The sequence below is a fragment of the Rhodospirillum centenum SW genome, from assembly GCF_000016185.1.
GTDB lineage: Bacteria > Pseudomonadota > Alphaproteobacteria > Azospirillales > Azospirillaceae > Rhodocista > Rhodocista centena.
In genome coordinates this window covers 4,033,429-4,048,088 of sequence record NC_011420.2, presented here as the reverse complement: position 1 = coordinate 4,048,088, position 14,660 = coordinate 4,033,429, and the positions used below count along the sequence as shown (strand labels likewise).

Below are 14,660 nucleotides of genomic sequence, written 5' to 3'. Positions count from 1 at the left end.
CTCAGAACGCCGCCTGGATGCCGATATAGGCGGAGCGGCCGGGCGTGTTGTAGTTCAGGACCTCCTGGTAGTCCTCGTCGAACAGGTTCTCGACCCGGCCGAACAGGCTCAGGCTGTCCGTCAGCTCCCAGCGGCCCAGCAGGTTCACGACCGTGTAGCCGTCCACCCGCGGCGAGGTGGCCGACGCGCGGTCGAGCTGCGAGGTGACATGGCGCAGGTCCGCCCCCAGGGTGACCGCGTCCGTCACCGTCACGTCCGCGCCCAGGTTGAACGAATGGCGCGGCCGCCGCGGCAGGTCGCGGCCGTTGTCCCGGTTCTCCGTGTCCAGCAGGGTGTAGTTCGCATCCAGCGAGAGCCAGGAAACCGGCTGCACGGCCAGCGTCGTCTCCACGCCCTGGGTCCGGGCGCGGCCGATGTTCACGTAGCTGGAGGTGAAGGCGATCAGGTTGCGGTAGCTGTTGCGGAACACGGACACGCCCGCGGTGACCTTGCCGTCGAAGAGGGCCTGCTCGATCCCGGCATCGGCGCCCCAGCTCTTCTCCGTCTCCAGGCGCCGGTTGCCGTAGGTCGGGTCGAAGAGCTGGTACAGGCTGGGCGCGCGGCGGGCCGTACCGTAGCTGGCGCGCAGCGTGGTGCCCACCGGGGACAGCGCATAGGCCGCCGTGGCGCGCCAGGTGGTGTCGCCGCCGAACTGGTCGTTATGGTCGTGGCGGGCGCCCAGGGTGACCGACAGTTCCTCGGTCAGGGCCGCGAGATACTGGCCGAAGACGCCCCAGGTCTCGACATCCGCATCGACGCCCGGCGTGGTGACGCCCCGGCTGCTGGTGGTGGTGGTCTCCGCCTTCTCCCGGTCCCAGGCGAGGCCGACGGTGGCGACATCCGCCCGGCGCAGCTTCAGGCTGGACATCAGGTCAACGCTGAGCTGGTCGCTGTCGAAGGTCGAATAGCGGTACCAGCCCTGGGGCTCGTCGAAGTCGCGGTCCGTCCGGCTGGCGCCGACCGACAGGGTGGTTTCCAGCCGGCCGTCCAGCGCCGTGAAGAACGCGCCGGCATGGCCGAACAGGGTCTCCTTCTCCTGGAAGGCGGGACCGTCGCTGCTGGCGCTGGGATCGAAGTCGGTGTCCAGCCAGTCCCAGCCGGCAGAGAAGTCGAAGCGCAGCGCCTCGCTGGCGCGCCAGCCGAGCCGCCCCCGCAGGGAGCGCATTTCCGACCCGTCCTTCTCGTCGCCCGCGCCGACACGGGAGAAGCCGTCCGTCTTGTAGTTGCTGCCCGAGAGCGAATAATCGACGTCGCCCGAGCGGCCGGACAGGGACAGATTCTGCCGGAAGGTGTCGTAGGCACCGGCCTCGACCAGTCCGCGGACGGTCAGCGGGCCGTCGCCCTGACGGGTGATGATGTTGATGACGCCGGCCATGGCGTCGTTGCCGTAGAGCGCGCTCTGCGGCCCGCGCAGCACCTCGATCCGCTCGATGTCGTCGCTCAGCAGGGCATTGAAGTCGAAATCGCGGCTCGCGCCGGAGCTGTCGTTCATCTCCACCCCGTCCACCAGCACCTTGACCATGCTGGTCTCGGAGCCGCGGATCCGGACGTTGGAGGTGGCGCCGACGCCGCCGCTGCGCGAGATGCTGATGCCAGGGACGCGCTTCAGCACGTCCAGGACCTGCGACTGCTGGCTGCGCGCGATGTCCGCCGCGGTGACGACGCTGATGCTGCTGCCGACGCGGTCGATCCGGGTCGGGGTGCGGGTCGCGGTGACGACGATCTCATCGACCAGGGGATCGCGCCCTGCGCTCTGGGCCTGGGCCTGCACCGCCAGACCGAGGCAGGAGGCGGCGGTCAGGCCGGCGAACAGCGCGTGACGGCGACGGGACGACAGGGAGGACTTGGGCACTTCTCTGGCTCCGTTCCACAAGGATGCGAAATCGGAAGCAGGGCCCGACAGCCGGCGCGGCGGACCTGCCGCGTCGGGGGGATGACAGGCCGGTCCGGCACCGCCATGGCAGGCATGGCAGCGACACGGGCACGCTCCTTCCGAAGCGCCGGCACGAAACGGAAATCCGCCCCGCCAGGACACCCCGCCCAACGGCCGTGCGACGCGTTTCCGAAGGCAGGTCTCCTGGCTTGCGGGTCACGACGCTCGCCCGGCCTTCCCAGTTTCCCAGTGGCCATGAATGGGCGAGCGCTCGCCGCTCACAGTTGCGGGGGCAGCCGCGGCCTGGGGCCTTGCGACCCGCACCGCGTTCCCTTTTCACCCCTTCCGGGGCACCTTCGGCGGGCTGAGGGTTAGCCTAGTCGGAACCGCGGCACAAGGGATGAGCGGCGGTGTTCCGAAACCTGTGGCAGCGGCGACACGCATAACCCGATATGCCCCAGCGCGCGCCCCCAGGACCCGGCGACCGGCCGGCGGCGGATCAGCCCGGAAGACCGCCCATCGGGAACGGACCGCCTGCCGCGGGCGCGGCGGGTGCGACGTGACCGGGCATGGCGGAGGCCGCATGCGGCGGCACGATGGCGACGAAGGGATCGCGGGCGCGCAAGGACCAGATCGCCCCGGCGGCTTCGGGGGATAAGGGGGCGGAGGCGAGCACCACCGCCGATGGCTGGGTGGCATCGAACAGACGGACCGCATCCTGCCAGCCGCCGGTGCCGACGACGGCAAGCCGACCGCTCTGGCACTGCGCCCGGGCCGCCGCCAGATCCTCTGCCTGTGATCCTATGATGATGACACGCACCGCACAGCCTCCGAGCGCGTTACTCCCCAAGTGAGGCGTAACTACGTTAACATGACGCTAACGCGGTGTCTGCCGTCTGATTCGCACCTCTCGGCCCGACGGTCGTGCGCCAGGGTCAGGCGACAGCCTGACGGAAACGGCGCCATCCCTCAGGCCGGGAAGATGTTGACATGGCGCAGCCTGACGCCCACCGCGGCCCCGGGGGTCAGCGCCCCCGCATCGGCCGTGCGGCGGTCCAGCAGGGCCTCCATGACCTGTCCGTCCAGGTCGAGGTCGAGCCGCAGCTCCGGGCCGACCGGCTGCACCGCCCGGACCCGGGCGGACAGGCTGCCCGGACCGGCGGCGGGCAGCACCTCCACATCATGCGGCCGGACGAAGGCGATCCCGGGACCACGGGTCCAGGCACCGGCCGGCAGGGCCAGCGACAGCCCCGCGATCTCCGCATGGTCGCCCTGGATGGTGCAGGCGAGCCGGGTGCCGCCGCCCAGGAAATCGCAGACGAAGGCCGTGGCCGGCCGGTCGTAGATCTCCGCCGGGGTGCCCACCTGCTCCAGCCGCCCCCGATGCAGGATGGCGACACGGTCGGCCAGTTCCAGCGCCTCCTCCTGGTCGTGGGTCACGAACACGGTGATGACGCCCATGCCCTTGTGGATCTCCCGCAGCCAGCGCCGCAGCTCCTTGCGCACCTTGGCGTCCAGCGCCCCGAACGGTTCGTCCAGCAGCAGCACGCGCGGTTCCGTGGCCAGGGCCCGCGCCAGCGCCACCCGCTGGCGCTGCCCGCCGGAAAGCTGGTTCGGATAGCGGTCGGCAAGCTGCGCGAGCTGGACCAGATCCAGCAGTTCCAGGACCCGCCGGCGGATCTCCGCCTCCGCCAGCTTCGGCCGACGGCGGGCGACCCGCAGGCCGAAGGCCACGTTCTCGAACACCGTCATGTGCCGGAACAGGGCGTAGTGCTGGAAGACGAAGCCGACGCGGCGGGCGTGCGGCTCGGTCGCGGTGGCATCCTGGCCGTCGATCAGAAGCTGGCCGGAATCGGCGAAGTCCAGCCCGCCCATGATGCGCAGCAGGGTCGTCTTGCCCGATCCGGATGGCCCCAGCAGCGCCACCAGCTCGCCCGGGGCGATGGTCAGGTCCACATGATCGACCGCCGTGAAGACGCCGAACCGCTTGGTGATGCCGGACAGGACGATGCTCATGCGCAGCCCCTCAATGCCTGCGGGTGGCGGCCAGCTCGGCCCCGAACCGCCATTCCAGCAGCGACTTCGCAACCAGGGTCACGATCGCCAGCAGCGCCAGCAGGGAAGCGACGGCGAAGGCGGCCACGAAATTGTATTCGTTGTAGAGGATCTCGACATGCAGCGGCATCGTGTTCGTCTCCCCCCGGATGTGGCCGGAGACGACGGAGACGGCGCCGAACTCCCCCATCGCCCGGGCGTTGCAGAGCAGCACGCCGTAGAGCAGGCCCCACTTGATGTTCGGCAGCGTCACCCGCAGGAAGGTCTGCCAGCCGCTGGCGCCCAGGGTGACGGCCGCCTCCTCCTCGTCGGTGCCCTGCGCCTGCATCAGCGGGATCAGCTCACGCGCCACGAAGGGAAAAGTGACGAACAGGGTCGCCAGCACCAGCCCCGGCACGGCGAAGACGATCTGGATGTCGTGCTCGCGCAGCCAGCCGCCGAACCAGCCGTGCGCCCCGAACAGCAGCACGTAGACAAGGCCGGAGATGACCGGCGAGACGCTGAAGGGCAGATCCACGAGGGTCAGCAGCAGCGACTTGCCGGGGAAGCGGTGCTTGGCGATGGCCCAGGCGGCACAGACGCCGAACACCATGTTCGCCGGCACGGCGATGGCCGCCACCGTCAGGGTCAGGCGGACGGCGGCCAGGGCGTCGGGCTCGACCAGCGCCTCCCAGAAGGGCCCGAAGCCCCGCCGCATCGCCTCCACGAAGACGGCGAGGAGCGGCAGTGCGATGAAGAGGGCGAGGAACCCCAGAGCCGTCCCGCCGACCAGGAGCTTCACCCAGAGCGGATCCTCCAGCACGCCGCGGCGCCGTTCCGGCGGCCGCTCGATCACGACAGGATCGTCCAGGACCGACCCGCCCCTGGCCGCTGACGCGGCTCTGCCCGGAACGGCGGGATCGGCGTCACAGGGGGAGGCGGTCACGGGCGGCTCCCTCACAGCCCGGCCCATCGCCGCGTCCAGCGTTGCAGCAGGTTGATGACCAGCAGCAGCACGAAGCTCGCCAGCAGCATGGTCACGCCGATGGCCGCCGCCCCGGCATAGTCGAACTGCTCCAGCCGGATGACGATGAGAAGGGGGGCGATCTCGCTGACCATGGGCATGTTCCCGGCGATGAAGATGACGGAGCCGTACTCCCCCACCGCGCGGGCGAAGGCGAGCGCGAAGCCGGTCAGCAGGGCCGGCAGGATGGTGGGCAGGATCACCCGCAGGAAAGTCTCCGCCCGGGTGGCGCCCAGGCTGGCGGCGGCCTCCTCCAGTTCCTTGTCCAGATCCTCCAGCACGGGCTGCACGGTGCGGACGACGAAGGGCAGGCCGATGAAGGTCAGGGCGACGATGACCCCCAGCGGCGTGAAGGCGACCTTCACCCCCAGCGGCGCCAGGATCTGCCCGATCCAGCCGTTGGGGGCATAGAGCGAGGTGAGCGCGATGCCGGCCACCGCGGTGGGCAGGGCGAAGGGCAGATCCACCACGGCATCCACCAGCCGCTTCAGCGGGAAATCGTAGCGCACCAGCGTCCAGGCGAGGGCCAGACCGAAGACGGCGTTGATGCAGGCGCCCAGGAATGCCGCCCCGAAGCTGAGCCGCAGCGCCGCCAGCACCCGCGGCTGCGTCACCTGATCGAGGAATCCGGCGACGCCCAGTTCCCAGGGGCGGGCGACCAGCGCCGCCAGCGGAATCAGGACGACCAGGGCCATGTAGAGGAGCGTGACGCCGAGCGTGAGCCCCAGCCCGGGGATGACCGACCGACGCGGCCGGGCAAAAGGCTGCCAGAGGACGGTCATCGCAAGTCTCCCGGTGGTGGGGGCTGCCCGATGACGGAAACCCCCGGCACACCGCGGGTCGCGGTCCGCCGGGGGGTCCATTGCGTGCAGATTCCGATACCGTCCGTCAACTCTCGAATCCCGGAGCCACGGTCTCCGATCGGGAACCAGGTCACCGCCCGTCGGGTCGATAGATCTGATCGAACACGCCGCCGTCGGCGAAATGCGTCGCCTGGGCCTGCCCCCAGCCGCCGAACTGGGCGATCTCCACCAGCTTGAGCGCGGGGAAACGGTCCTTGTAGCGGGTGGCGAGCTGCGGCAGGCGCGGCCGGTAGTAGTGCCTGGCGACCAGTTCCTGGCCCTCGGGCGTGTAGAGGAAGGCGAGATAGGCCTCGGCCACCGCCCGGGTGCCCTTGCGGTCCACGTTCCTGTCCACCACCGCCACCGGCGGCTCGGCCAGGATGGAGAGGCTGGGCACGACGATCTCCACCGTGTCGGGCCCCAGTTCCTCGATCGCCAGGAAGGCCTCGTTCTCCCAGGCCAGCAGCACGTCGCCGATGCCGCGCTGGACGAAGGTGGTGGTGGCGCCGCGGGCGCCGGTGTCGAGGACCGGAACGTTGCGGTAGAGGCGCTCGACGAAGCTGCGGGCCGCCGCCTCGTCCCCGCCGCCGTGCTCCAGGGCGTAGGCCCAGGCCGCGAGGTAGTTCCAGCGCGCCCCGCCCGAGGTCTTGGGGTTGGGGGTGATGACCTGGACACCCGGCTTCACCAGATCGTCCCAGTCCTTGATTCCCTTAGGGTTGCCCTTGCGGACCAGGAACACGATGGTGCTGGTGTAGGGGGTGCTGTTGTCCGGCAGGCGCGTCTGCCAGTCCTTCGGCAGCAGATCCGTCTTTTCGGCGATGGCGTCGATGTCGTAGGCCAGGGCCAGGGTCACGACATCGGCGTTCAGCCCGTCGATGACCGACCGGGCCTGCTTGCCCGAGCCACCATGGCTGGTCTTGATGGTGACGGTGGCGCCGGTCTCTTTCTTGTAGCGCTCGGCGAAGACCTTGTTGAACTCCTTGTACAGCTCCCGCGTGGGGTCGTAGCTGACGTTCAGGATCTCATAGGATTTCGGCTGGGCCACCGCGGCGGCGGCGGCGATACCGACGGCCAGGGCGACAGCGGCGGCGGCGCGTGCAAACCAGATCATGGGGCACTCCCTTGTCCGGCCAAGCGGGAGAACCGGGAGCCTCGCGGTGCCGGAGGACGGGAGGGGAGATGCCGGCGGGGCCGGGCGGTCGCCCGTGATGCCGCTGCCGGGGTGCCCTCCGCAACCGGGCACCACGAACCCGCTTCGTGGCGCTTTAGCGTTTGGTTTCGCGGCGCAAGCTGCACATCAAAGGGCCGCGGCCGGCCGGGAAGCCGACCCGGGAATGCTGGCGGGCAATCCCCATTCTGTCAATAGGATTTGGTGACGCGATTGGCCGCGCATTGCATGTGATATGTGGCCGAGGGATGTGGCCGCGGGATTCCGCCCGCCATCGCCCCGCCGGATCGGCCCCGGCAGCGACGACGGGCGGCCCCCAGCGTCAGGCGGCCGTGCCGTGGCCGGCCAGCCGGGCCGGCACGCCGTCCGGCAGGCGGGGCTCGAAGGCGACGTGCAGGCCGGTCCCGTCGGCCGCGCGGACGGTGAAGGGCACCGGCTCCGGCAGGCCGGGCAGGTGCAGCAGCCCCTCGCTGCCGATGTCCGCCTGCGCTCCGGCCAGCGTGGCCCCGCCGACGGACAGGTCGCTCAAGCGGACCTCCTGCCGGCTGCCGCCGACCAGCCGGACCTCGCAGGGGATGTCCACGGCGAAGCGCTGCTCGGTCCGACGGTCCGCCTCGCGGGTGGAGGTCCGCACCACCCGCACCAGCACCTGGCGCAGCTCGCGGATGCTGTCCGCCACACTGCCGGCATTGGCCCGCACCGCCGCCGCCTGCTGCCCCGTCTCCGCGGCATCGCGGGCCACGGTGCCGATCAGTTCGGACACCTGCCGGGCGGCCTGGGTCGTCTCCACGACGTTGCGGCTGATCTCGCGGGTGGCCGCGCTCTGCTGCTCCATGGCGGCGGCGACGGTGGTGGACACCTGATCCACCTCGCCGATGCGCTGGCCGATGCTGGAGACCGCGGTGACGGCCGCGGCGGTCGCGCGCTGGATCTCCGTGATCTGCGCCGTGATCTCGTCCGTCGCCTGCGAGGTCTGGTTGGCCAGCGACTTCACCTCGCCGGCCACGACGGCGAAGCCCTTGCCGGCCTCTCCGGCCCGCGCCGCCTCGATCGTCGCGTTCAGCGCCAGCAGGTTGGTGCGGGCGGCGATGTCGTTGATCAGCCGGGCCACCTCGCCGATCCCGGCGACCTGCTCGGACAGGGCGCGGATCGCCTCCGCCGTGTTCTGGCCCTCGGCCACCGCGCTGCGGGTGATCACGCTGGCATGGGTGACCTGGGCCACGATCTCGTTGATCGAGGCGGACAGCTCCTCGGCCGCGCTGGCGACCGCCTGGGCGTTGGCGAGCGCCTGGTCGGCCGCGGCGGCGACGCCCCCGGCGGCGCTGCTGACGCGGTCGGCGGAATTCGCCATGCCGTCGGCATCCCGGGCCATGGTGCCGGTGCGGTCGGCCACCGCCTCGACGGCGGCGTTGCTCTCGCGTTCGACCGTCTCGGCCATGGAAAGGACGGCGCGCTGGCGCTCCAGCGCGGCACGCCGGGTCTGCGTCTCCGTCTCCTCCGCGGCGAAGGCCAGCCGGGCCCGCAGCGACCGGAGCTGCGCCGTGACCGGGCGGAACTCGGCCGCCGGCGGCAGGGCGATGGTGTGGCCGCGGTTGCCCCGGGCGATGGCCTCGAAATGCCGGCCCAGGGTGGCGAGCGGCCGGAGCACGGTGCGCAGCAGCAGGGTCGCAGCGCCGGCCGCCACCACGGCGCCGATCACCAGCATCGCCGCGAACAGCCAGACGACGGTGCCGAACCGACCGCTGGCCCTGGCGTATTCCTCGGCGGCGACCCGCACCTGGAGGTCCGCGAGACCGTTCAGGGCGCCGACGACGGGCGCCACCTCCTGGTACAGCCGGTCCCGGATGAACAGGTCGAGCGCCGCCCGGTCCCCCTGCCGCAACAGGGCGAGAAGGTCGGTGATGGCCCCGTCGGCCCGCAGCAGAGGGGCTTCCGCCCCGGCGACGAGCCGGGCCTCCTCCGCATCGAGGCTGGTGGCCTTGAAGGCGCTCCAGCCTTTGCTCAGGATTCCCTGAGCCCGCTCGACGGAATCGGCCCCCTCCGCCGGAGACAGGCTGCCGCTGCGCACCTTGTTGGCGGCGTCCACGATGGCGACGGCGACCTCGTCCGATACCAGCTTCAGGTCGCGCAGGGCGACGACCCGGTCCTCGTAGACCGTGCGCAGCCCCTCCTGGGTATCGGACAGTCCCTGGAGGCCGACCCAGCCCAGGGCGGCGACCAGCACGACCATGATGGCGAAGGAGGCGACGAGACGGCCGGTCAGGCTGGCTGCGGTGCGACGGACCCAGGCCGACAGCCCCTTGCGCACGGGTTCGCCGCCGACGACGGCGATGTCCTTGGCGGTGCCGGCGCGGATCGCGGCGTACAGACGCTCCGCCGCCTCGACATCCGCCCGGGCGGGCCGGGTGCGGATGGAGATATAGCCCTTCACCTCGCCAGCCTCGACCACGGGGGTGACGTTGGCGCGGACCCAGTAATGGTCGCCGTTCTTGCAACGGTTCTTGACCAGACCCTCCCAGGGCTGGCCGGACTTCACCGTGGCCCAGAGGTCGGCGAAGGCCTCCTTCGGCATGTGCGGGTGGCGGACGAGGTTGTGCGGCGCGCCCAGCAGTTCCTTTTCGCTGAAGCCCGATATCTTCACGAACGCATCGTTGGCGAAGGTGATCCGGCCCGCCGTGTCGGTGCGGGAGACCAGCAGATCCCCGTCGCCGAGCATCACCTCACGTCCCGTCACGGGCCCGTTGTCGCGCAAGGCGGCCTCCTGTCGTCTCTTTCTGGTGGAAAAAGTCAAAGTCTTTATAGTGGACGGGGTTATTTCCACCTAAGCATAAGTTTGTATGTCATCCATAACCTTCGGATCGGCCGGCTGGCACAAGGTTTGCGGGTAGGAACTCGCGGGTGACAGAACGCCCCTCCGGCTGGCCCGGACATCGTCAGATCACGAAGTCGAGGGGAGTGCCCAGAGTCCGCCGGCGGCGGGCGGCTTCGGCCAGCGTGCAGCGGTCCAGCACTTCGGCCATGGCGTCGCGCGCCTTTACCATGGCCCAGCGGATCACGCACTCGTCCGGGTTGCCGCAGTCTTCGCAGGGTTCGAAGCGGTTCCGGCTGGCGCAGCGGATCGGGGCGATGGTGCCTTCCACCACCCGGATGATGTCGCCCATGGAGACATGCTCGGGCGGCTTCGCCAGACGGTAGCCACCGTCACGGCCACGGACGCTCTTCAGCAGGCCCGCCTTGCGCAGATCCAGCAGGATGGCTTCCAGGAACTTGTGCGGGATGTTCTCCGCCGCCGCGATGTCGGCGATCCGGGCGCAGCCCTCCTGCTCGGAAAGTCCGGCCAGGTGGACCGCTGCCCGCAGGGCGTACTTGCAGCGCTGTGACAGCATGGACGAGGAGGAGGCCATCGATACCGCTCCCGGAAGGCTCCCCTCTTTGTGGGGCTCCGGTGCCGGCGCATCAATGGGGGATTGCACCCTCTGCCTGCCGGGCGGTGCAGCGTTGCCGGCGCAACACAGGGTGGCACCGGAGGCCCGCTCTCCTGCCCTACTCCGCCGCCTCTGCGACCACCGGGGGCGGGACCGGGGGATGGATGTAGATGCGGGGCGCGCCGGTGATGCGGCAATGGTCCACCCAGGCGTCCAGTTCGAACACCGTGCGGATCGTGTCGGGCGTCAGCACCGCTGACGGCGGTCCCAGGGCGACCAGACGGCCGTCGGCCAGCAGCATCACCCGGTCGGCGTAGCGCGCGGCAAGGTCCAGATCGTGCAGCACGGCGGCCACCGCCATGCCCTGCCGCGCGAGATCCGCCGCCAGCCGGAGCACCAGATGCTGGTGCCGCGGGTCCAGCCCGGCCGTCGGCTCGTCCAGCAGCAGCACCGCCCGCAGGTCCGGTCGGTCGGCAGCCCAGGCCTGGGCCAGGGCGCGGGCCAGATGCACCCGGCGCCGCTCGCCCCCCGACAGCCGGGTGACGGGGCGGTCGGCCAGATGGGCGGCGTCGGCCGCGGCCAGGGCGCGGGCCACCAGCGCGTCGGCCGCGGCCGGCGGCAGGTCGCGCACCCCCCAGCCCACCACCTCGCGCGCCGGGAAGGGGAAGGAAACGCTGATGTCCTGCGGCAGCACGGCCCGCCGGCGGGCCAGCTCGACCGGACCCAGGCGCCAGACATCCGCGCCGTCCAGCGTGACCCGGCCCCGCGCCGGCTTCAGGTCCCCGCAGAGGGCCCGCAGCAGGGTGGATTTGCCGGCCCCGTTCGGTCCCAGGATGACCGTGAAGGCTCCGGGATCGAGGCTGAGATCGACGCGGTCCAGCAGGGTCCGCCCGCCCTGCACGATGCGGAGATCGCTTGCCGCCAGGGTCATCCGCGCAGCCCTCCCTTGCGATGGAGCAGCAGTCCCAGGAAGAACGGACCGCCGATGGCGGCGGTCAGCAGACCGATGGGCAGTTCCGCCGGCGCCACCAGCGTGCGCGCCACCGTGTCCGCCAGCAGCACCAGGAGCGCCCCGCCCAGGGCCGCGGCGGGCAGCAGGATACGGTGGCCGGGTCCGGCCAGCAGCCGGATCAGGTGCGGCACCACCAGCCCGACGAAGCCGATCGGGCCCACCGCCGCCACCGCGGCTCCCACCATCACCGCGACGCCCAGGATGGAGACGGTCTTCATCCGGCGGATATCGAGACCGAGATGGCGGGCCGCCTCCTCGCCCAGGCTGAGCTGGTCGAGCCCCCGCGCCATGGTCAGCAGCGGGACCAGCGGCAGCAGCAGCAACGGCACCGCCACGGCCAGGGCCTTCCAGTCGGACACGGTGAGGCTGCCCATGGTCCAGAAGGTCAGCGCCCGGAGCTGCTGGTCGTCGCTGAAGAAGGAGAGGATGCCGATGCCCGCCCCGGCGATGGCGTTGATGGCGATGCCGGCCAGCAGCAGGGTCGCCACGTCCACCTGCCCCTCCACCCGGGCGAGGCTGTGGATCAGCAGGGTCGTCGCGGTGCCGCCCACGAAGGCGGCCAGCGGCAGCGCCCAGACCCCCAGCAGGGCCGCGAGCGGCCCGCCCAGCACGATCATGGCGACGGCGGCCAGGGCGGCACCGCTGGAAACGCCGATCAGGCCGGGGTCGGCCAGGGGGTTGCGGAACCAGGCCTGCAAGACGGCACCGGCGACGGCGAGCGCCGCCCCCACCGCCAGCGCCATCAGAATGCGCGGCAGGCGGATTCCGGTGACCACCGCCACCTCGTGCAGGGAGGCAGGATCCGGCGCCACGAGCCCCAGCCGCACGCCCAAGGCCCCCAGCACCCGGTCGGGCGGCACCGGAAGGGCACCGATGCCGAGCGCCAGGACGACGCCCACGACCAGCGCCGCCGCCAGCCCCGGCAGCAGCAGGCCACCGCGCCGGAGCCGGGATCGCTCCCGGCCGGCGTCACCGGCGCGCGCGGCCCGCCTCGCGCCCGCGGCCATCGTCACCGCGGGACCTCGGCCGCCTGCGCCGGCAGCTCCGGATGGAAAGCCGCCACCATCACCCGCACGGCCTCCCCGATGCGGGGGCCGAACCCCAGCACCAGCAGCGCGTCGAGAGAGACGAGGCGTCCGTCCCGCACGGCGGGGGTCAGGGCCAGCGCGGGGTGTGCCGCGATGCTGGCGAGCCCGCCCTGGCGGTCGGCGGCCTGATGCGTCACGACGATGACCTGCGGGGCTGCCAGGACGGCGGCCTCCGGAGTCAGCGGCTTCAGCCCGGTGACCCCGGCGAAGGCGTTGATGCCGCCGGCCAGCGCGATGGCCGCGTCCGCCGCCGTGTCGCGCCCGGCGGCCATCAGTCCGCCCTGGCCCGTATCCATCACGAACAGGACCCGCGGCCGTTCCCGGACCGTGGCGAGCCGGGCCGCCTGGGTCTCCAGGTCGGCGGCGATCCGCCCGGCCAGCGCCTCGCCCTGGGCCGGCAGCCCCAGCGCCACGGCAACGGCGCGGACCTTGGCCAGCACGCCCTCGGTCGAATGCGCATCGGGCACCGTCACCACCGGCACCCCGGCCGCACGCACGGCGTCCAGCACCTGTGCCGGGCCGGCGGTGCTGCTGGCGAGGATCAGGTCCGGCCGCAGCGACAGCAACCCCTCCGGTGTCAGGGAGCGCTTGTAGCCCACCTTCGGCAGGGAAGCGACCTCCGCCGGCCAGGAACTGGTCGTGTCCGTCGCCACCACCCGGCCGCCCTGACCCAGCGCGTAGACGATCTCCGTCACCGCACCGTCCACGCTGACGATGCGGCTGGCGGCAGACGGATCGGGGGGAGACGGATCGGGGGCGGACGGATCGGCAGCCGCCGGAGCGGCGGCCAGCAGCAGACCGATCAGCGGCGCGAGGGCCGCCCGCAGAAGGGATCTCATGCCGCGATCTCCGGTTCCGGCAGGTCGGCCAGGATGCCGCGCCAGGTCGCCCGCTCCGGCTTGCCACCGCGACGCTCCCCGAAGAGCTGGAGGAACTGGCGGTCCTCGGCGTCGAACAGCTCCAGCGAGGTGACGACGCCCTCGCGCGTCGGCTTGCGCACGACCCAGGCGCTGGCGATCCGGTCCTGCCGGACATGCAGGTTGAAGCGGGGATCCAGCACGTTGATCCAGGGACCCGTCGGCTCGATCCGCTCGACCGGGCCGGTATGGATCTGGATGCAGCCGGCATTGCCGGCGAAGACCATGATCGGCACCTGCCGCTGGGCAGCGAGGCGCAGGCAGAGCGCCAGCGCCTGCACCGACACGGGCCGCGCGAAGTCGCTGCCGATCAGGCGGAACGCCTGGTGCCGCCCGATGCCGAACTCACGCAGCATGGGGAAGAAGTCGTGCGCGTCCTGAAGGTTCTCCCAGTGCCGGCGGAAGCCGGCCAGGTCGATCTCCGCATCGGGGCGGTCGGGCGGCGGCACCGGCAAGGGCAGCACCCCCATGCCCGGAGTCTGGTCGGGGGCGCGGAAATGCTCGACCAGCCGGTCGAACGCCGCGCGGTCCGTCGCCTCTGTCACATAGACCTTGTGGACGGCGGTGCCGTCGATGTCGAAGAACTGGAGGCTGTGGCGCAGGCCGCTCTTCACCTCCTCGCGCACGGCGAAACCGTGGCGCCAGTGGTTGAGGAAGAGGCGCAGGTCGATCTCCAGCCCCAGCACGAGGCCGCTGCCCGGCCCGATCGAGACCGTCTCGAAGGTGCCGTGCTTCTCATGCACGGCATGCTCGTTGCGGGTCAGGGTCATCACCTCGCCCAGCGTGGGCAACTGTTCGATGAGCCCGCCCCAGCCGTTGGCCGCCGTGCCGGGGTCCAGGCGGACGACGCGCGCCGCCCCCGGCCCCTCGCCCACCCGGGCGGCGACCAGTTCGCCCTCGCTCACCCCGAGCCGGGCGGCGGCGTCGCGGGCCCGCAGCCCGGGCGTCGTCTCCAGCAGCCGCAGCCATGCCGCCTTCAGGTCCGGCAGCGAGCCGGTCAGTATCTGATCCATGCGCCTCTCCCTCTCCGTCGTGTCGGCCTCAGTGGTGTCGGCCGTTATTTCGTCAGGATCAGCTTGCCTTGGCTGGTCCTGCGCAGGCGGTACTCCTCCCCCTCGTGGACGATCACGATCTCGCGCCCGCCGCGCAGCAGGTCACGGCTGTCGATGCGCGGCACACGCGGGACCCGTCCGGGGTCCGGAGGACCGGATGGCGCCCGGGGGCCGGTCCGGGCGTCG

At 71.6% G+C, this 14,660-nt stretch carries 13 protein-coding genes and 1 riboswitch; all 13 genes read right to left on the bottom strand.

Translation table 11 applies throughout. The annotated features are described in order from the left end of the window. Window position 1 precedes the first annotated feature (1 nt). Window positions 2-1,891, bottom strand: a complete 1,890-nt coding sequence (locus tag RC1_RS18515) for a TonB-dependent receptor plug domain-containing protein (protein WP_012568986.1) — start codon at window positions 1,889-1,891, stop codon at window positions 2-4. 198 nt (window positions 1,892-2,089) lie between these two features. Next, window positions 2,090-2,285, bottom strand: a riboswitch (cobalamin riboswitch). Window positions 2,286-2,411: 126 nt separating this feature from the next. Then, complete coding sequence (locus RC1_RS18510; protein ID WP_012568984.1) at window positions 2,412-2,732, bottom strand: hypothetical protein; 321 nt, start codon at window positions 2,730-2,732, stop codon at window positions 2,412-2,414. Between the two features lie 149 nt (window positions 2,733-2,881). Further along, window positions 2,882-3,928 carry a sulfate/molybdate ABC transporter ATP-binding protein gene (locus tag RC1_RS18505; protein ID WP_012568983.1) on the bottom strand — a complete coding sequence of 349 codons (1,047 nt, stop codon included), beginning with the start codon at window positions 3,926-3,928 and terminating at the stop codon, window positions 2,882-2,884. Window positions 3,929-3,938: 10 nt separating this feature from the next. Continuing rightward, window positions 3,939-4,919 (bottom strand): sulfate ABC transporter permease subunit CysW, encoded by a 981-nt coding sequence (gene cysW, locus RC1_RS18500; protein ID WP_012568982.1) that lies wholly within the window; start codon window positions 4,917-4,919, stop codon window positions 3,939-3,941. Then, complete coding sequence (gene cysT, locus RC1_RS18495) at window positions 4,904-5,752, bottom strand: sulfate ABC transporter permease subunit CysT (RefSeq protein ID WP_012568981.1); 849 nt, start codon at window positions 5,750-5,752, stop codon at window positions 4,904-4,906. The genes cysW and cysT overlap by 16 nt, the downstream gene beginning before the upstream one ends. Before the next feature lie 151 nt (window positions 5,753-5,903). Continuing rightward, on the bottom strand, window positions 5,904-6,923 hold the full coding sequence (locus tag RC1_RS18490) for a sulfate ABC transporter substrate-binding protein (RefSeq protein WP_012568980.1): 1,020 nt from the start codon (window positions 6,921-6,923) through the stop codon (window positions 5,904-5,906). Between the two features lie 379 nt (window positions 6,924-7,302). After that, window positions 7,303-9,732, bottom strand: a complete 2,430-nt coding sequence (locus RC1_RS18485; protein ID WP_012568979.1) for a methyl-accepting chemotaxis protein — start codon at window positions 9,730-9,732, stop codon at window positions 7,303-7,305. Window positions 9,733-9,913: 181 nt separating this feature from the next. Then, a complete protein-coding gene (locus RC1_RS18480) occupies window positions 9,914-10,384 on the bottom strand; it encodes an RrF2 family transcriptional regulator (protein ID WP_012568978.1) in 471 nt (156 codons plus the stop codon). Window positions 10,385-10,523: 139 nt separating this feature from the next. Then, complete coding sequence (locus RC1_RS18475) at window positions 10,524-11,336, bottom strand: heme ABC transporter ATP-binding protein (RefSeq protein WP_012568977.1); 813 nt, start codon at window positions 11,334-11,336, stop codon at window positions 10,524-10,526. After that, window positions 11,333-12,424 carry a FecCD family ABC transporter permease gene (locus RC1_RS18470; RefSeq protein ID WP_012568976.1) on the bottom strand — a complete coding sequence of 364 codons (1,092 nt, stop codon included), beginning with the start codon at window positions 12,422-12,424 and terminating at the stop codon, window positions 11,333-11,335. The genes RC1_RS18475 and RC1_RS18470 overlap by 4 nt, the downstream gene beginning before the upstream one ends. A 2-nt stretch (window positions 12,425-12,426) precedes the next feature. After that, a complete protein-coding gene (locus tag RC1_RS18465; RefSeq protein WP_012568975.1) occupies window positions 12,427-13,344 on the bottom strand; it encodes a heme/hemin ABC transporter substrate-binding protein in 918 nt (305 codons plus the stop codon). Then, entirely contained in the window at window positions 13,341-14,435 is a 1,095-nt protein-coding gene (locus tag RC1_RS18460) for a hemin-degrading factor (RefSeq protein ID WP_012568974.1), read from the bottom strand. The genes RC1_RS18465 and RC1_RS18460 overlap by 4 nt, the downstream gene beginning before the upstream one ends. Window positions 14,436-14,479: 44 nt before the next feature. Further along, a complete protein-coding gene (gene hemP / locus RC1_RS22355) occupies window positions 14,480-14,599 on the bottom strand; it encodes a hemin uptake protein HemP (protein ID WP_272912050.1) in 120 nt (39 codons plus the stop codon). Window positions 14,600-14,660 lie beyond the last annotated feature (61 nt).